Source organism: Flavobacterium fructosi, from assembly GCF_042787335.1.
Classification (GTDB): Bacteria; Bacteroidota; Bacteroidia; order Flavobacteriales; family Flavobacteriaceae; genus Flavobacterium; species Flavobacterium fructosi.
In genome coordinates this window covers 279116-294916 of the sequence record NZ_JBHZQA010000002.1, presented here as the reverse complement: position 1 = coordinate 294916, position 15801 = coordinate 279116, and the positions used below count along the sequence as shown (strand labels likewise).

General features: G+C 33.6%; 25 protein-coding genes. 21 read left to right on the top strand and 4 right to left on the bottom strand.

Going from position 1 to position 15801, the window contains the following annotated elements; genetic code table 11:
- Window positions 1-234 precede the first annotated feature (234 nt).
- Window positions 235-840 (top strand): hypothetical protein, encoded by a 606-nt coding sequence (locus tag ACFX5D_RS04220; RefSeq protein ID WP_379857006.1) that lies wholly within the window; start codon window positions 235-237, stop codon window positions 838-840.
- Here ACFX5D_RS04220 and ACFX5D_RS04215 read toward each other — a convergent pair.
- The 4 genes from ACFX5D_RS04215 to ACFX5D_RS04200 form a co-directional block, all read right to left on the bottom strand.
- Window positions 835-1566, bottom strand: coding sequence for a porin family protein (locus tag ACFX5D_RS04215; RefSeq protein ID WP_379857005.1), 732 nt, complete (start codon window positions 1564-1566; stop codon window positions 835-837). The two genes, ACFX5D_RS04220 and ACFX5D_RS04215, sit on opposite strands and share 6 nt — an antisense overlap.
- A 1459-nt stretch (window positions 1567-3025) precedes the next feature.
- Window positions 3026-3373 (bottom strand): hypothetical protein, encoded by a 348-nt coding sequence (locus tag ACFX5D_RS04210; RefSeq protein ID WP_379857004.1) that lies wholly within the window; start codon window positions 3371-3373, stop codon window positions 3026-3028.
- A gap of 13 nt (window positions 3374-3386) precedes the next feature.
- Complete coding sequence (locus ACFX5D_RS04205) at window positions 3387-3887, bottom strand: hypothetical protein (RefSeq protein WP_379857003.1); 501 nt, start codon at window positions 3885-3887, stop codon at window positions 3387-3389.
- Between the two features lie 51 nt (window positions 3888-3938).
- On the bottom strand, window positions 3939-4337 hold the full coding sequence (locus ACFX5D_RS04200) for a hypothetical protein (RefSeq protein WP_379857002.1): 399 nt from the start codon (window positions 4335-4337) through the stop codon (window positions 3939-3941).
- A gap of 599 nt (window positions 4338-4936) precedes the next feature.
- Here ACFX5D_RS04200 and ACFX5D_RS04195 point away from each other — a divergent pair.
- The 20 genes from ACFX5D_RS04195 to ACFX5D_RS04100 all read left to right on the top strand — a co-directional run bounded on the left by ACFX5D_RS04195 (window position 4937) and on the right by ACFX5D_RS04100 (window position 15791).
- Entirely contained in the window at window positions 4937-5191 is a 255-nt protein-coding gene (locus ACFX5D_RS04195) for a hypothetical protein (RefSeq protein WP_379857001.1), read from the top strand.
- 5 nt (window positions 5192-5196) lie between these two features.
- Entirely contained in the window at window positions 5197-5649 is a 453-nt protein-coding gene (locus tag ACFX5D_RS04190; protein ID WP_379857000.1) for a SprT-like domain-containing protein, read from the top strand.
- A 1-nt stretch (window position 5650) separates the two neighbouring features.
- Window positions 5651-5824, top strand: a complete 174-nt coding sequence (locus ACFX5D_RS04185; RefSeq protein ID WP_379856999.1) for a hypothetical protein — start codon at window positions 5651-5653, stop codon at window positions 5822-5824.
- Window positions 5825-5871: 47 nt separating this feature from the next.
- Window positions 5872-8760: a hypothetical protein gene (locus ACFX5D_RS04180; RefSeq protein WP_379856998.1), complete on the top strand. Its 2889-nt coding sequence runs from the start codon at window positions 5872-5874 to the stop codon at window positions 8758-8760.
- A 2-nt stretch (window positions 8761-8762) separates the two neighbouring features.
- Complete coding sequence (locus ACFX5D_RS04175) at window positions 8763-8972, top strand: hypothetical protein (protein ID WP_379856997.1); 210 nt, start codon at window positions 8763-8765, stop codon at window positions 8970-8972.
- 45 nt (window positions 8973-9017) lie between these two features.
- Window positions 9018-9299, top strand: a complete 282-nt coding sequence (locus ACFX5D_RS04170) for a hypothetical protein (protein WP_379856996.1) — start codon at window positions 9018-9020, stop codon at window positions 9297-9299.
- Window positions 9300-9370: 71 nt separating this feature from the next.
- Window positions 9371-9676 (top strand): hypothetical protein, encoded by a 306-nt coding sequence (locus ACFX5D_RS04165; RefSeq protein ID WP_379856995.1) that lies wholly within the window; start codon window positions 9371-9373, stop codon window positions 9674-9676.
- A 2-nt stretch (window positions 9677-9678) separates the two neighbouring features.
- Window positions 9679-9912, top strand: coding sequence for a DUF3850 domain-containing protein (locus tag ACFX5D_RS04160; protein WP_379856994.1), 234 nt, complete (start codon window positions 9679-9681; stop codon window positions 9910-9912).
- A 3-nt stretch (window positions 9913-9915) separates the two neighbouring features.
- A complete protein-coding gene (locus ACFX5D_RS04155; protein ID WP_379856993.1) occupies window positions 9916-10161 on the top strand; it encodes a hypothetical protein in 246 nt (81 codons plus the stop codon).
- A gap of 17 nt (window positions 10162-10178) precedes the next feature.
- Entirely contained in the window at window positions 10179-10856 is a 678-nt protein-coding gene (locus ACFX5D_RS04150) for a hypothetical protein (RefSeq protein WP_379856992.1), read from the top strand.
- Window positions 10857-10866: 10 nt separating this feature from the next.
- On the top strand, window positions 10867-11076 hold the full coding sequence (locus ACFX5D_RS04145) for a hypothetical protein (protein WP_379856991.1): 210 nt from the start codon (window positions 10867-10869) through the stop codon (window positions 11074-11076).
- A gap of 2 nt (window positions 11077-11078) precedes the next feature.
- Entirely contained in the window at window positions 11079-11318 is a 240-nt protein-coding gene (locus tag ACFX5D_RS04140; protein ID WP_379856990.1) for a hypothetical protein, read from the top strand.
- Between the two features lie 260 nt (window positions 11319-11578).
- A complete protein-coding gene (locus tag ACFX5D_RS04135) occupies window positions 11579-12283 on the top strand; it encodes a hypothetical protein (protein WP_379856989.1) in 705 nt (234 codons plus the stop codon).
- A 9-nt stretch (window positions 12284-12292) separates the two neighbouring features.
- Window positions 12293-12955 carry a hypothetical protein gene (locus tag ACFX5D_RS04130; RefSeq protein ID WP_379856988.1) on the top strand — a complete coding sequence of 221 codons (663 nt, stop codon included), beginning with the start codon at window positions 12293-12295 and terminating at the stop codon, window positions 12953-12955.
- 17 nt (window positions 12956-12972) lie between these two features.
- The gene (locus tag ACFX5D_RS04125; protein ID WP_379856987.1) at window positions 12973-13506 is read left to right on the top strand and encodes a hypothetical protein; all 534 of its coding nucleotides are present in this window, start codon (window positions 12973-12975) and stop codon (window positions 13504-13506) included.
- Between the two features lie 70 nt (window positions 13507-13576).
- Window positions 13577-14131, top strand: coding sequence for a hypothetical protein (locus ACFX5D_RS04120; protein ID WP_379856986.1), 555 nt, complete (start codon window positions 13577-13579; stop codon window positions 14129-14131).
- Window positions 14132-14196: 65 nt separating this feature from the next.
- A complete protein-coding gene (locus tag ACFX5D_RS04115; RefSeq protein WP_379856985.1) occupies window positions 14197-14544 on the top strand; it encodes a hypothetical protein in 348 nt (115 codons plus the stop codon).
- Window positions 14545-14560: 16 nt separating this feature from the next.
- Complete coding sequence (locus ACFX5D_RS04110; RefSeq protein WP_379856984.1) at window positions 14561-14836, top strand: hypothetical protein; 276 nt, start codon at window positions 14561-14563, stop codon at window positions 14834-14836.
- On the top strand, window positions 14824-15603 hold the full coding sequence (locus ACFX5D_RS04105) for a hypothetical protein (RefSeq protein WP_379856983.1): 780 nt from the start codon (window positions 14824-14826) through the stop codon (window positions 15601-15603). The genes ACFX5D_RS04110 and ACFX5D_RS04105 overlap by 13 nt, the downstream gene beginning before the upstream one ends.
- Window positions 15594-15791 carry a hypothetical protein gene (locus tag ACFX5D_RS04100; protein WP_379856982.1) on the top strand — a complete coding sequence of 66 codons (198 nt, stop codon included), beginning with the start codon at window positions 15594-15596 and terminating at the stop codon, window positions 15789-15791. The genes ACFX5D_RS04105 and ACFX5D_RS04100 overlap by 10 nt, the downstream gene beginning before the upstream one ends.
- Window positions 15792-15801 lie beyond the last annotated feature (10 nt).

Here is a 15801-nt window from a genome sequence, read left to right as displayed (position 1 = left end):
ATTACAAAAGAGAAGAATATTTTATTCCTAGCTATTGTTTTCAATGATTCCTCAAAAATAATACTTCTTTTGACAATGAAGACTTTGAAAGCTCAGAAATTATTGCCAATTTACATTTATTAATGATCAATCCAAATTATAGAGAAAGCCATATTAAATGTTAACAAACTCAAAAATATAACTACACTTTACAAAATTATTTATATTTGTTGAAGTCAATAAACATCAGAACTCTTGAAAAAAATCCTTCCCTTATTTTCTTATATTTTTCATCCGATATTTATTGCGGCTATGGCCACCTTATTTTATCTTTTTTTTAATACCTCTAATTTAATGCCTGAGGAAAAATTATTCATTTTTTCTCAAGTAGTAATTATAACTGTTATCATTCCTATTCTATTTTTTGCAATATTAAGGGCTGTTGGTAAAATTGATTCTGTCATGGTTGTCGACGTAACGCAACGCAAAATACCGTTGATTCTTCAATGTTTTTTAATCATTTTATTGGTTCGAAAAAGCATCACTATAGATCGATATCCTGAATTGCATTTTTTCTTCTTAGGAGCGTTGCTCAGTACTATTTTGGCTCTTTTATCTTTATTTGCCAGTATAAAAGCAAGCCTACATATGATGGCAATAAGCGCACTGACGGTATTTGTAATTGCGATAAGTCTTCATTTTCAATTTCAGAATACTTTTATCATTGCATTTTTAATACTCGCAAATGGTCTTGTTGCATCCTCTCGTATAGAAATGAACGCACATACTAACAAAGAATTAATTATAGGGTTTGGTTTAGGAAGTATTCCGCAGCTGCTTTTATTATTTTTATGGCTATAATATATAAAAGATTACTCCAATATTTAAGGACTTCATAGCGATGGGTTCCCCTTCAATTTTAGCTGATTTAAATAAAGAATTCAAACCATAGTAAGCATATACATTTATGGTATTATAACCCGTTGAAATATACGCTCCGTAAAGAAGCTTATTAAAATCCTTATTATTAGTTACAATGATTTTTCCTTGCGCATCTTCAAAAATGGATCTGTCAAGAATTAAATAACTCAACTTGAAGCCGCCGTAAATCCTCCAAAACTTATGGCTCTCATAAGTCGATGTTCTCCATCTAAATTCAAGAGGTACCTCAACTAAAAGTTGCGAAAATTTATTTTTATTAAAACTGGTACCTGGATCAATAATCGAATAAGATGGCGCTTGATCTGATTTATAAACTGTCAAGTTCTGATTATAGTTATTATACGACAGCCCGATTCCCGTAGCTATTGAATGCGTTCTATTTTTGTTTGTAGGCATATCCCTTAAAAATCCCAGTGAAAATCCAGTAGACAATTTGCTTTGAGACAAACCGTCGGGTTTATTTGTTAGGGTATTGTATGTAAATCCAAAATAGAATTGGTCCTCTCTGTACAATGAATCGATTTTTACTTTTGAAGCACCTTCTAAACTTGTTATTTCCTGAGAAAAAACATTGAAAACATTTAGAAGAATAAAACAACTTACAAATGATATTTTGTTGTTACTTTTGTTTAATGATTGCTTCATGTGAGTCTTAAAATATATTTTTCGATTAAACTATTGTTTATCGTTGCACAAATATAAGATTTTGGCTTGTACCCGAAGCGTATTCCTTTGAAAAAACGAGGAGCGGGATTTCATTAAACCTTTTAAAATTCTGACTTACAGTTAAATCAAAAAAATATAAAAAACAACATCAACATTAAAGCAATCATTGACAAACTTGCGGCAGTAAAAAGAAATGCACCCATATAAAAAAACACCCCATCTTTTTTATTTTCTGTTTCCATCTGTTAAGTTTTTAAAATTTCTAAATTTCAGCCTTTTTTTAATAATCTATCATACTCCCTTCTTCTCGGTTCTTCACTTAATTATCGAAAGAATGTTTCAAATAATAATTTCGCTACAGTATGATTTAATCGTTACTTAAAATTACAAAACTGACATTTATACTACAAATATAATCGACAAAATACACAAATATTTATTTTTAATGTTTATTATCCTACATAATTACCACATTCTGTTGTGTTTTTAATGCAACCAAAATCGTTTTATATAAAACATTTAGTCAAAACTAACGCCACGACAAAAAATAACTAATTATGAAATAAATTAGTATTGCTCGGAAACAAAAATCAAGAAGGCTAAAGACAGCCGCAGGTCCAAAGACTTTTATTTATCAGTGATATACTTCTGAAAAGAGAATGGAATCAGCACATCAAAGGCAAACAACTTGCGAACCCTTGAACTAGGGTTAATTTCGCGCAACACTAGAAAGGACGTTTTACAAAGAAAATACAATTTGGAATTTCGCCTCCTGATCCTTTTTTGCCTTCTACATTCCGACAAATAAAAAAGGTTATACCGCTGTAAAATAAAAAATGCTCCCTTTCAGGGAGCATTAATTTTTCAGCAGAGAGGATGGGATTTTAATTTCCCTAAATTCAAAACTTAACTGTCAAATTTTCAAATACTTACAATTCAAAAAACGCTAAATTTTGACGTTGTTTGACACAAATACAACACAGGATGCAGAGGGTAAATCCACTCTCTGCAAGGCTTCCCGTGTCTTTTATCTTTTTAAAATTGGCTTTTTTGCTTAAAATAATCCGTTTTTAGGTCTTTTTATCCGCTCCTATGCAATAGCGGAGCGGTTGCATTTTAACCGTTAGTATTGTGTTTTTTTTTTAGTGCAAATGCGATAGCTTTTGTGCTAAAAAAGAATACAATACTAACACCTATTAATAATCTCCCCGAACGGTTAACCTTTGGGGGCTCCTGTTTTTCTGTTTTCCTTCCCCTTTCTTCTTTATATTAATATTTTTTGTATTATTTGTATTATAATAAGTAAAGTGTAGTAAAATAAAGGGTTTGCAAAGAATACAAAAAATAATACAAAAAATATTAAATACAAAAAAAATGTATTTTTGAAAAAATCAACAAAAAAATAAGCCTAAACAGATTTTTATCTTATTTGAATGATCTATTTAACCCTTTTGTATCTTAAAAAATTCCCTCTTGATAAATAAACCAAGGTTAATTTTTTGCTTTCCAGTAAATCAATACCCCAAATACTTACATTTTTGTTATCAATCGACTGATTAATATAAATAGAATTTGCAGGTCCTTTTGAAAGGCTATATTTCTCTATGTCCCAGTTATCCATCCCTTCAGCAATTTCTTTTCTCAAACCCTTGGTAAAAATCAAAAAATTTGTTTTGTCGTCCAGACTTTGCCATTTTCCTTCAAGTAATTTGACGTTAATTTCTTTTTGAGCAGAACAAATTCCAAAAGAAAGAAATAGTATTCCTAATAAAATATTTTTTTTCATCTCTAATAATAAATTAATTTTCTTGTCCATCACCATCCACGTCACCTGTGTAGAACTGGTCAATATATTCCAATTGTTTTTCAAGTACCGAATCTAATCCGTTTTCAGTATTTTCATATTCCGCTAACTCCGTTTCGTCGTCATTCTCTCCGTCATTATTATGATCTTCACTTGATGATGATAACTCTATGTGGCCATCATTATCATTGTCTTGAGCATTAATTGTAATTACCTCTACATCTTCCCTGTCGCCTTGACTATCGTCAAGCACTTTTATATTTTTATCTGAAAAAAAAGATTTTGCAAGTTCTAAAGCCCCGTTTATTAAATCTTCCTGTAAATTAGGTGCTACAATTTTTAAAACAAGACCCCACAACGGCAACAAAACACCGTCTTTCTCTTTATAATAATTGCCGCCTATTTTTACAATTTTCGGCGTTTCATTTATTGTATTTGCATTGCAATTGTTCAATGTTAAAATTGCAACTAAACTTAAAAGTAAAATTTTATTCATTTTTAGTAAATATTGGTTATTATCTTTTTTTTTCTCCATACAACCCGCAAATTATGCGGTACGGCTTTTATCTTGTCCCTGCAATTGTACAATTTCATTTTTCATTCTCAATATTTCCGCTTCCAATAATTCTATGATTTTGTCTTTTGATTTAATTAGATCAGAATCTTTTGAATTTGAATAACTGCTGTTTTGTTCGCCTACTTTATATATAGCGTCTTCGTCAATTTCCATTTTCCCTCTTCCAGTAATTAGCCAATTCAAATTGACATCTTCAAACTTGTTTGATATATCTAACAAAATTTCAAACGAAGGTTTATTGTTTTCTTTCTTCAAACGATTAATTTTTTCAGAAGATGCGTAAAGCAAACCGCTTTTTGCAAAATCAGAAATGTTTTTAAATCCTTTATTTTCAGACAATTGCAATATTCTTTTAAAAAAATCATTCATAATAATCAAATTTATTTGTTTTTATCAAACATGTTTGTATATTTGTCAAACAAAGCAGATATAAAACCGCTTTAAAACAGATTAAAAGCAACTTGCAATATAATAAAATTTTGCAGGGACTTTAGAAAAACAGGAAAGAAATTTTAATCATAAAATACCCGTTGCAAAAGCCACAAATAAGCTTTGCAAAACTGTTTTTCGCTTCTGTTTATAAGGCAATTTTTATGCCAATTTTAGTAGGAAAAGTTCGCAAACCAAAAAAAAACAAACCATGACATTAAACCAAAAATTTAAAGAGTATTTCTTCGGAGCATTATTCCTGATTTTCGTAATTCTAGCGACAATTTTAGTATCGAATAAATCCCCAATAATGCCAGATCTTTTTTAGTATTAAAAATAAGTAAAATTTATACCACGATGGCGAACAAAAAAAACATTTATAGGAAGTACCGGTTACATCAAAAAATAAAGGGACTGTATCGCTGTCAATCCAGCACAAAAACAATTTTTGTGCCTTACGATGAAGATTTGCAAAACAAATATGTACTTGAATTGCAAAGGAATTACGACTATCAAATTCAACTAGAAATCCCTACCAAATGATAACAGAGAAACAGAAACAGAAAATAATTGAGGTTTTGGGCAAACAGTTTTCGAGAGCAATTATACCGCATCTCAAGAAAAAGAAAATATTTAATGCAGACGGACACGAATTTTCGCCCTCTTCCATCCAAAAGATAGTTTCGGGGAAACAACCTAATGAAGCGGTTGAACTGGAAATTGCAAAACTCGTTGCAAAGGTTAAAATCCAAAAGAAAAAAAACCAAGAGACTAAAAATAAGTTTTTAAGATAAAAGTTATGCGACTGTTACAAGCTGAAAAATTAGTAAATGAATTAATGGATCAACACGGATTAATTCAGGCGGGATGGAAATTCAACTGGTTAAAACACAGCAGTATTGCAGGGCTTTGTAATTATACTAAAAAGGAAATAAACCTGTCTTTAGAACTCACCATGCTGAACACTGAAAGCGAAGTTAGAGATACCATAGTTCACGAAATAGCACACGCTTTGACGCCTAACGAGGGTCACGGCAAAAAATGGAAAGCTAAATGTGTTGAAATTGGTTGTCGTCCTGAACAATTCTACACTGACGATCAAAAAGTGAGAGCATCCGTAAGATATTTAGCCGTTTGCGAATATTGTGGTAGAGAGCATAAACAGGCAGAAAAAACACTTTCCTGCTATTGTCAAGCTTCAATAAAAATGAGAGATCGAATAGTATTAAAATGTACTGATAGAAAAATATAATATGGCATTTATACACACAAAAAAGCAACTGGAAGCATATAAGAAGAAGATAGAACTGCAAAGGGATTTATTGCCTTTGAGTGACATTTTTACCGAAGAGGATAAAGGCGCAATTGATACAATTTATCGGGATTTGATAGAAATATGCAATTACCGTCTTTTAAGCTTTTCATAAGAATAAAATTAGCCCCAACCAAGCCACTACCCCCCAAATAACCAAAAATGAACACTAATTACCCTATAACTACCGAACAACTATACCAGGCTACAAACAAAGGGTTAGACATATACACTAAATTTTTAACTCTTCCTGTTGGTGCTGAAAACGGTAAAGTAAAATTTAAATATAGAGAATCAGAAGACTCTCCCAGCAGTCTTTTAACATTAAAAAGCGGAATTTATTTTCTTGTTGATTTTGGTGGTGAAAGTTACAGCCCTGTTTCCATGATTATGGATAAATTCGGGTTGGAATTTGGTCCCGCATTTAAGAAGCTTTGTGACGAATTTAATCTATCCCCAAACAATACCTTTTACAAACCTGAAAAAGAATTTAAGGACACGGAACTTTCTTTGGATCACTTCGACATAAAATTCAAGGAATTTGCTGGTTTAGACCACATAGGGCGTTTTGTAGACCCTTCAAGTGTAGATTTAGAGGGCTATAATTTTCACGAGGTAGATTATTATGAAAAAGTAATAGTTTCCAGCACAACTAAGCTGCATACTCTTTTAAAAGTTACTGCTACCAAAGAATATCCAATTTTTGCCTATACACCTGATGCAAAAGTATGGGGCAAACTTTATGAGCCAAAAGCAACGAAAAACCAAAAAGGCTTTTCAAGCAAGCATTCCTATTTTGGCGAAAAGCCAAATAGATATGTTCACGGATTGCAAAGGATTTTAGACAACGTTGATGTTGAATATATCAAGGAAGTTAGAGAACGTATCAGAACGGAAAAAGCTGCCAAAATAAAAGAGGCGTATCTTGAAGAATTGGACGAACTTCTACTGGATGAAATATTTATTTGTACAGGCGGGAGCGATGGGCTTAACCTTGCTTCATTGGGCTATGATGTGATTTGGTTCAACTCCGAAAGTGAGCAAGTAAGCCACAAAGAATATTCATTGCTAAAAACCATTGCAAAGAACGTGTACAATCTTCCTGACATTGATAAAAGCGGTTTAATATACGGTAAAGAAGTTGCGGAAAACTTTTGGGAATTGAAATCAGTTTGGTTGCCAAAGGATAAAATGACAGCAAACGGTAAAGATTTTAGAGACTGGTTAGCCTTTTACCGTTCGTCTGATCTAAACGCTATTAAAGGATTTTTTGAAAACCTAAAACGTGGGGCTTTAAAGTGCAAATTCTTTGACAAAAAACCATCAAAAAGCGGTGCAGGAGTTTACAAAATAAACCTTTCGAACTTGCATTATTTTTTGAATGTAAAAAACTATTACACCTACAAAATTGAGCATAGAAACATAGACATAGCCACCGAGGAGCAAATCATATTTATAAGCATAAAAGGAAATATTGCCAGCAAATCATCCCCGCAATTGATACGCAAGTTTTGCGAGCGCTATTTGAAAGACAAAGGACAAAACCTAGATGTTATCAACTTGATAAAATCAAGCCCTTATTTCAATGAAAATCATTTATTATCCTTGGATAATATCGAATTGGATTTTAAAAATTATGATGCTGAAACGCAATATTTCTTCTTTGAAAATCAAGTTGCAAAAATCACAAAGGAAGGTATCGAACTGAAAAAGCACGGTTTAGCTGAAAATTTCTCTTGGGATAAATCAGTAATAAAGCACACGATTTTAAAAGAAGATCCTTTTTTTGAATATTACAAAGACGAACTAGGGAATGACAGAATTAAAATTTTACGTCAAGATTGTGAATTTCAAAATTACCTTATCAATGGATCACGCATTTACTGGAGAAAAGATTTAGAAGAGCCTTTTAAAAACGAACTTGAAAAACAAAAATACCACCAAGAAAACCTTTTTAATTTGAACGGGGACAACCTAGAGGAAGCACAACACATTGTGCAGGAAAAGCATTATTTGAATAAGTGTTTTGCCCTTGGATATATGTTGCACCGCTACAAACAGGAAGATTACGCAAAGATGTTGTACATCATGGATGATACGGTAAAAGACAGTGATGAAGATGCCAACGGGCGTTCCGGAAAATCTTTGATGTTGAGAGGGCTAAGATGTTTGTTACCACAACGTTTTTTGGTAGATGGAAAAAATAAAAGCATTACAACCGACAAACATATTTTTGACGGACTGGACGAAAACTCAGGATTTATTGAGATTGAGGATGCCGATAAGTTTTTAGATTTCAAATTTTTCTATACCAAAATCACAACGGGCGTAGTGGTGAACCCAAAACAAAGAAAGCCGTTCGAATTAGATTTTGAGGAAGTGCCAAAATTAACCTTAACAACCAATTACGGGCTTGCAAATATTAAGGGTTCGGATATTGGGCGATTGCTTTTTGTTTCCTTCTCGGATTATTACCATGAAAAGACAGATAAGTTTTTAGAACAAAGAAAAGTAAGTACTGATTTTAACAACAAAGCATTTTTTCAAACTTGGAGCAAAGAGCAGTACAATATTTTTTACAATTACTTGATGTTTTGCAATCAATTTTATTTGCAAAACAGAGGTCGTGAGTTTCAGGCTCCACAAGACAACATTTCGATTAACAACTTGAAAGCAGGAATTGGGGACGGTTTCCTAGAATGGGCTGAATCTTATTTCTTAGAAGAGAATTTAAACGTGAAGATCAACAAACATGAATTAAGAGATAATTATGTTCATGTTATTGGTGCAAAATCGGCTAAATCAGTTCAGGAGTTCAGGAAGTCATTGCAAAGCTATTGCAAATTGAAAGGATGGGTTTTCAATCCAGCAGAACAACAGCGAAAAGACGGGCGTATTGTTATCAATGCACAAGATCACCAAGGCAAGAAAACCACTATAGAATGTTTCTACATCAAAGCCGACGACACCGAAGGACCAGGAGAACCGAAAGAGGAACAATCAGAAATGGATTTTGCAAATGAGAATATTAACACTGAATTAGATTTTTAGCTATGAATGAAAATTTAGAATTATACAGAGATTGGTGTTTTGCAAATCATATTTATTTCTATGGCTTTTCAAAGGATTGTCCAGCGGGATTTTGCAAAGTAGTAAAATGGGTAAAAGGAATAGCACAGGAAGGAAAAAAGCTGTTTGCAATTTCCAGTATTGAAAATGAAGTAATGCAGTTATATAAAATAGTTTATCAAATTAATCATTAAAATTTATATTTAAAAAGAATGGCAAAGCAAGGCAAAAAAAGAACAATGAGCATCTGTTTAACAGACGTGGACAAAGCAAGGGTTTTAGTTCACGCCAACGGCAAAAAATACTTAATGATCGAAACTTGGGACTATGATGCTCCAGATAAATTTGACAATGATTTTAGTGTTTCAATTTCCCGAAACAAGGAAGAAGTCGAGAAAGTGAAAAACGGCGAAAAACTAGACCGTATTTTTATTGGCAACGGTAGAATTTGGGAACAAACAGAAGCCACTCGACCAATGACAGAAGCCGAAATAGATGCAGCCGATGATTTACCATTTTAATGAATAATCCAGTCTCCAGTTTCAATCATCAATCCATCAATCAAAATTAATCAATAACCACGCATTATTTTATGAATCTCAAAATCTTAAACTACATAAGAAATAAATCACAATTACAAGCATTATTTATAAGCCAGTTTCCAGCAGATTACATTCGAAATGAAATAAATGCAATTATTCAAAAAACAAGAAAAAGCAGCACACCCGGAACAAATTATTTTGCAAAAAACATATCTACACTAGAAGTTTTAATTTTCATTGACACAAACGGAGTTCCTGACGGTCATCTTTTATCCGAAGAGTTAAAAATCAAACTTCAAGATTACAGGGAAAATTTGGCAAAGGAAAACAGATCTAAATCACTTATAGAAAATTAAAGATGATACATGATTTAAAGATAAAATATGAGTTTGCCCAGCTTCATTTTCAAGGAAAAAAGAACTGGGAACTCAGGAAAAATGACAGAGGTTTCAAAGTAGGCGATTTAATACGGTTTACGGTAGTAGAATTTGGGTTTATGTACACTAGAAAAATAACCCACATTTATCAAAGTACAGAATACGGACTGAATTCTGACTATGTGATACTATCAATTGACAAAACTGAATTATAAAACATGGCACTCAAATCAAGCAATCCAACAAATGCCTTAATAAATCGAAATTTTGTCATTCGTGTACTGGATAATCCCAAAGAAAATCCAGTTAAAAACACAAAACTAACCTCGGCAAACAAGTTGTCGGGGTTCATAAATGACGAAGAACTAAAAATAAAGCTTTTTAACAAGGTTTTAGATGGTGGCAAAGACAAATACACCTTTATGATAAGAAACCGTCTTAAAATCGAATTTCACTCAAAATAACTTTTAAAACGAACACAATGGCAAAAGTAGGCACTGAACGCATATATCATAAAGGGTCTGGAAAGGAAATTTATTGTCAAGTAAATTTCTACAGCAAATCAAAGTTATTTAAAATAATAGATTTTCCAGAAGATATTGAAAAATGGTATGGTTCAAAAGAAACAAGAGAAAATAAATATGGTACTAAATTATATAGCGGAGAAATATGCGCTAAAAGTTACGATGAATGTATTGATTTAGGTAAAAAAGTATATTCAGAATATTATGACCAAAATATTAAAGAAGATAAGATAATTTGTTATCAATTAAAAACAAATCATCCAAGACCAGAATTTCACGGACATAACGATAAACGTGATTTATATCACGCTCCTAGTTTAGCGATTGGACTTCAATACAAAGTAATGTATAGAATTACTATTGGTGAAGAGTGTTTTATAAGTAATTGGAATTATGAAGATTCAAAAACCCCCGACGAAGGCACTAGGTTAGGTGGCGAAAGATTAAATAGAGAAGATGGACATTTAGGTTTATATGATTGGCATAAAATATCTTATACCGGTGAAGCACATTTGTTTTTCAAAAACGTTGAAAAAGGGTTATTGGATATGATTACCAATGTAAATGCTTTTTTCGGCGAATCACCAACTGTTTTACTTGAGAAGATAGAGTCAGGTAAGTTTTTAATGCAATAAGTAGATTTTTATGAATGTAAAATTAAGAATAATTGCAATGCTTATGAGATTGCAAGAACTAGAAAAAGAAAGAATAGAAAGTATAAACAATCGTCTTTATCGGCAATTTGATAACCACTCAGTTATGTTAACTAGACATCCAACGCCTGAACCATTGATTTCTTTATACGACAAAAAAGGCAGACCACTTGAATTGCCTAAATCAAAATATCATAAGTAATCATGAACTATACAAATATCACATTACAAGAATGTATGAAAATAATAGAAGATTTATCTAAAAAAGATTATGCTTTTATAGATGAAATTCCAGAAATTTTACAAAAAGATTTTAATCAATTTATTATAGGTCATACAATTTCATTAATTGAAAATAGAAGTGTTACTTACGATATGAAAGCATATTACAGTAAATTAATGAAACAAGGTACTTCCTATTCAATTCATTGGAAACTACATTAAACGTTCCATCAAACTGACGATTAACTGTTTTACAAAACAATACCACAAACCCTAACCGCTTCACCCCGAAGCGGTTATTTTTTTGCAAAAATTTTGCAAAAGCTTTGCAAAGTTACGCTAACGTACGATAGCGAATGACATCCTATGTTGTCGTTAAATCGTTGGTTTTATCCTACTTATGTTTACAATCGAAATGAATCACACATTAAAATTTTTAAAGTGAAAAAAGCCTAATACTCTATTACAAGCACGAAACGAATATGGACATTGATAACTTGTTAAGAAGAAATTTGTTAGGCGGTCAGGAGTACGAGCCGTTGTTTCCAGTGGTAAGCTGTGATAAGACGAACCTAGGCAGCGGCAATACTTTTGATACCGTAAGATTGATTAAACAAATGGTGATTAAATACAATCATCAGACAAAGAAAGTTGCAATGCTTTTGCAACAAAGTTCATTGAAAGAAACAACCGATAAGATTTACTGGTTTTTGTTCAACCATATCCAGTATAAAGCGGACGGAATGGAACAAATGCTGAGAAGCCCTGCGTGTGCTTTCAAGCAAAGAGTTGAGGGCGTGGATTGTAAAACCTATTCAATATTTGCTAGTTGTTTGCTTGCTAATATAGGTGTTAGGCATTTTATCCGCCAAATAAAACAACCAAGTTTCAGACCGGATCTGTTTACCCATGTGTACGTTATCGTGCCTATAAACCAAGGAACGGGGGACATAAAAGACGGGTATTTCATCGTAGACGGTACAACCAGTAATAACAGAGAACCAATATATACAATGGCACACGACACGGAAGTTAATTTACCACATTACGGGCTTAATGCTCCAAAAACAAACCGCAAAACTGTTGCAAAGAAAACGATAATCGTTGCAAAGGGAAATTCAAACAAACCTATTTATTTAGGTATAGTTGGTTTTTTCGGCTTGTTATTTCTTGGAAAATCTAAATAAAAAAGGGAAATGATATATATCAATGAAGGAGAGATAGGGCTTGGAAAAGCTAAGATTTTAAAAAAAATCAAACTTAAAAAAATCGTCAAACAAGTAAGTATAAAAAATGCAGTCAAAGCGGTAAAGTTTGCCGCACCTATTGCAGCTGGTTTTATACCTGTAGGCGGCGGGGTTGCAAGCAAACTGACATCAAAGGTTTTGAATTCTAAAGCCGGAAATCTGGTAAAAAAAGTCTCAAAATCAAAGGTTGCTAAGAAAGTGGTAAAACTTTCTAAAACGCAAGCTGGAAAATTAGTAGTTAATCAGGCAAAAGCCGTGGCACAGCCTAAAATTGAAGCGATTAAATCCATGACTGCTGCAACTTTTTCAAAAACAGAACCACTGGGCGACTTAACTCCTGTTAAGCAAACTTCACCCGTTGCAAAGGTCGTTACTCCAGTTAATAAAACAGCTACAGCTTATGTAACCGAAGAGCAAAGCGACAATACAGAGCCAGTGGGAGAATTAACTCCCGTTAAGCAAACTTCAGGCTTTGCAAATGAATTGCGAAACATCAAGGTAGATGATTTAGATGTTAATCCCCCTGCAAAAAAAGACAATACCGTGCTTTATGTAGGAGGTGCGGTTGCCTTGGGTGCGATAGCCTATTTGGCTACAAAAAAAAGTAAGTAATTAAATAAATAGTAAAAATGAATAAAGAAGTAGTAATCATTGGAGGAGGGATTCTAGGCGGGATGGTATCAAATGGTGCAAGTACGTTATTACCTCAATCAGAAAGCCCAATACTAAACATTGTATTGGCGGGTGCATCAGTATTTGGTGCAACAAAAGTAAGTGGATCAAGTACAAAGGACAACTTGCTTAAAGGTGCATTAGTTGGTAGTGCAATTGTTCAGGCTTTAATAGCCGTGAAAAAAATATCAGAGAAACATTTAGGTACTGCCATTACCGGAACGGGTAAAGCTTCCCTTTTTGCAAAAGGTGCGGTGGGTTTAGGTTGTCCTGATTATGACGGCGGTTTAAACGGTCAATTCATGGGAGCTGACGGTCATGTTTACGAATTGGACGAAGCAGGTTTAAGCGGGACTTTCATGGACGCAAACGGGAATGTTTTCGAACAAGCGGAAGAAGGATTGCACGGTGCGGATAGCATTTACGGTCAAGACGACGAATCAGGCCTTAATGGTGCAGATGACGCTTTAGAAGCAGAATTATACAGCTAAGAAACGGCTAAAAGTTTCAATCATCAATCAAAAATCAATCATCAGGAGAAATCCTAAAACAATCAATCAAATGAGCAGAAAAGCACAATTATTGTCGGCAGTATCGACATTGAAAGCAAAAGACAACAAAGGAATTCCGCACGTAGGAAGAGTAGCGTTGACAGACAAAACACTTTACTTGAATGTAAATGTGAAAGGTCAAGGAGGAACAATACAGTTAATTGATGTGAATACCAAACGTGAAGTAGGTGTTACAAATCTTGACGGGAATAAATTGAACGCTGGTCGTGATTATATCATTGACGGAATCAGAGTGTTGAAAGGTTCCACTGCCTCCGCAAACGTAAAATCTGAGGTTTATGTGGCTACAGGTACATTGATTGAAGCGTTGCAAAATGCAGAAATCAGAATCAAACAAGCGGGTAACGTATTGGTTGATATGCCAATGAGCGATTTGTATAACCCAAATGCACAGGAACTGTTCAGAAATATTTCAACTTCTCCATTAATCGTTTCAAATCAAGAGTTTGAATTTGAAATCGAATACCCAAGAGGGGTTGCGGTTTCTGGAGCAGCGGATTTAAACATTCGTTTCGAATTCAGAGCGCACCAAGCTAAAGTATAGTACTTATAAAGATAAAAATCAAAAGCCGTAAGCGTTAGGCTTACGGCTTTTTTTAATAAGAAATTATGAAAACAAAAGAAAAAGTAATCAATCTGTTGATCGCTAACGGAGAAAAGGAAGCTTCTGTATTGCTTTCGCTAGAGACTGGTTTTGTGCTTGGTGCAGAGGTTCACACCAATCACGTGAATATGGATAACATAGCAGAATTTGGCTTTAATGATGACAGTGGAATTCCTATTGCAAAATCAAGCCACATAGAGCACTGGAAAAGAAGAGAGGGCGCTGGCTTCCTAGACAGCTTCAAGCCGTTGAATTTCGAAACCGCTTCTAAATCGTTCAATTTTATAGCAAAAACCAAAACTGCCGTAGCCAAAGACACCTATTTCAATATCATCCTTATTTACAAACAATAAGCGTAAAAAAAGTAAAATGAAAGTATCAAACGTTGTTGTTGCAATTGTAAACGAAAACACAAATGTTCCTATAAAAAGCATCACAACCATGGAGGTGCTGAATATTGGCGATGTTTCCGCTGTAGTTAATCGTGTAACGATAAAAGCAGGAGAGAGAAAAACGCTTATAGTCGCAGATGGCACGGTGTCAGACATTAGTCTGGAGGTTGTTTTTTCAGAAGATTTTGCAGCACTGGCGTATGTTAAAAAGATAGAAATAATTTATAAAAAATTAGTGCAATGCGAGAATTAGACGAATTAATAGACAAACTCAATAAGGACCAATATGCAGCGGTTTCTGTTTTCGATTTAGATGCTAATTCGTTTCTGTTTCGCAACAAAACGAATTTTGAAATTATTGAACAATACGGGACGGCAGAGGCTTTCTTTGAATCGCTTTTTGCAAAAGGACACAAAAGATTGAATTTGAATTTGAAGCGCAAAAACGGAAGCACTTACAAAGTGGATGGAGCAGGTTTTGAGGTTAAATTTTCAAACGACAATCAGGAACTGCAACCACAAACGCAAATGCAAGTACAGCCCGCACAAGCAAAAAAAACAGAAGGTGTGTTTTCTAATTCCTTAGGGTTGGGAACGCTCGATGTTATGAATTTGTTGGTTTCTAAAAATGATGCGACACGCCTTATGGCTGAAAATTCGGTTTTAATTTCTGACAACAAGTTGTTAAAAGAAACTAACGAAAGATTGAAAGAAGATGCTTTGGCAACAAAGTACAGCGATAATAAAAGCAAAGGGAATCAGGAAATGTTAATGGGAGCAATCCAAAACCTACCTGCTTTAATGAGTTTTGTAAAGGGAACTCCAATGCCGGCAGCGGGATTAATGGCAGCGGTTGAGGCTTATTCAAGTCCTATAAAACAATCCTTTGCTGATGCATTGCAAAACATTGATGATACAGTTGTGACGGTATTGGGCAGTATCAGCAACGGTTTAAATACCAACGTAGAATTTTCAGGAGAATTAGCGGAACTGTTAAAAAAACACAAGTTATGGGCATAAAGACAAAAATTGAACTGGAGATCACCACAAACAATCCTTTTGAATTAAAACCAAAAATGGAAGCTTTGATTGAATTGTCAAAACTAGATAACGAGGTGTTATTGAAATTGGCAGAATTGTCGAGAAGCCCAAAAGCGATCACGCAATTAAAAACCAATTTTCCGATGATTAAAGGGTTTTTAAGTTAAAAAAACAACA

What these genes read in the sequence shown, in the direction of transcription:
- ACFX5D_RS04125 (WP_379856987.1), top strand. Translation starts at nt 12,973, where the DNA reads ATGAATAAAGAAGTAGTAATCATTGGAGGAGGGATTCTAGGCGGGATG.
- ACFX5D_RS04110 (WP_379856984.1), top strand. Translation starts at nt 14,561, where the DNA reads ATGAAAGTATCAAACGTTGTTGTTGCAATTGTAAACGAAAACACAAAT.
- ACFX5D_RS04100 (WP_379856982.1), top strand. Translation starts at nt 15,594, where the DNA reads ATGGGCATAAAGACAAAAATTGAACTGGAGATCACCACAAACAATCCT.
- ACFX5D_RS04160 (WP_379856994.1), top strand. Translation starts at nt 9,679, where the DNA reads ATGATACATGATTTAAAGATAAAATATGAGTTTGCCCAGCTTCATTTT.
- ACFX5D_RS04140 (WP_379856990.1), top strand. Translation starts at nt 11,079, where the DNA reads ATGAACTATACAAATATCACATTACAAGAATGTATGAAAATAATAGAA.
- ACFX5D_RS04200 (WP_379857002.1), bottom strand. Translation starts at nt 4,337, where the DNA reads ATGAATGATTTTTTTAAAAGAATATTGCAATTGTCTGAAAATAAAGGA.
- ACFX5D_RS04120 (WP_379856986.1), top strand. Translation starts at nt 13,577, where the DNA reads ATGAGCAGAAAAGCACAATTATTGTCGGCAGTATCGACATTGAAAGCA.
- ACFX5D_RS04115 (WP_379856985.1), top strand. Translation starts at nt 14,197, where the DNA reads ATGAAAACAAAAGAAAAAGTAATCAATCTGTTGATCGCTAACGGAGAA.
- ACFX5D_RS04205 (WP_379857003.1), bottom strand. Translation starts at nt 3,887, where the DNA reads ATGAATAAAATTTTACTTTTAAGTTTAGTTGCAATTTTAACATTGAAC.
- ACFX5D_RS04170 (WP_379856996.1), top strand. Translation starts at nt 9,018, where the DNA reads ATGAGCATCTGTTTAACAGACGTGGACAAAGCAAGGGTTTTAGTTCAC.
- ACFX5D_RS04175 (WP_379856997.1), top strand. Translation starts at nt 8,763, where the DNA reads ATGAATGAAAATTTAGAATTATACAGAGATTGGTGTTTTGCAAATCAT.
- ACFX5D_RS04180 (WP_379856998.1), top strand. Translation starts at nt 5,872, where the DNA reads ATGAACACTAATTACCCTATAACTACCGAACAACTATACCAGGCTACA.
- ACFX5D_RS04135 (WP_379856989.1), top strand. Translation starts at nt 11,579, where the DNA reads ATGGACATTGATAACTTGTTAAGAAGAAATTTGTTAGGCGGTCAGGAG.
- ACFX5D_RS04155 (WP_379856993.1), top strand. Translation starts at nt 9,916, where the DNA reads ATGGCACTCAAATCAAGCAATCCAACAAATGCCTTAATAAATCGAAAT.
- ACFX5D_RS04185 (WP_379856999.1), top strand. Translation starts at nt 5,651, where the DNA reads ATGGCATTTATACACACAAAAAAGCAACTGGAAGCATATAAGAAGAAG.
- ACFX5D_RS04105 (WP_379856983.1), top strand. Translation starts at nt 14,824, where the DNA reads ATGCGAGAATTAGACGAATTAATAGACAAACTCAATAAGGACCAATAT.
- ACFX5D_RS04210 (WP_379857004.1), bottom strand. Translation starts at nt 3,373, where the DNA reads ATGAAAAAAAATATTTTATTAGGAATACTATTTCTTTCTTTTGGAATT.
- ACFX5D_RS04150 (WP_379856992.1), top strand. Translation starts at nt 10,179, where the DNA reads ATGGCAAAAGTAGGCACTGAACGCATATATCATAAAGGGTCTGGAAAG.
- ACFX5D_RS04165 (WP_379856995.1), top strand. Translation starts at nt 9,371, where the DNA reads ATGAATCTCAAAATCTTAAACTACATAAGAAATAAATCACAATTACAA.
- ACFX5D_RS04195 (WP_379857001.1), top strand. Translation starts at nt 4,937, where the DNA reads ATGATAACAGAGAAACAGAAACAGAAAATAATTGAGGTTTTGGGCAAA.
- ACFX5D_RS04130 (WP_379856988.1), top strand. Translation starts at nt 12,293, where the DNA reads ATGATATATATCAATGAAGGAGAGATAGGGCTTGGAAAAGCTAAGATT.
- ACFX5D_RS04215 (WP_379857005.1), bottom strand. Translation starts at nt 1,566, where the DNA reads ATGAAGCAATCATTAAACAAAAGTAACAACAAAATATCATTTGTAAGT.
- ACFX5D_RS04145 (WP_379856991.1), top strand. Translation starts at nt 10,867, where the DNA reads ATGAATGTAAAATTAAGAATAATTGCAATGCTTATGAGATTGCAAGAA.
- ACFX5D_RS04190 (WP_379857000.1), top strand. Translation starts at nt 5,197, where the DNA reads ATGCGACTGTTACAAGCTGAAAAATTAGTAAATGAATTAATGGATCAA.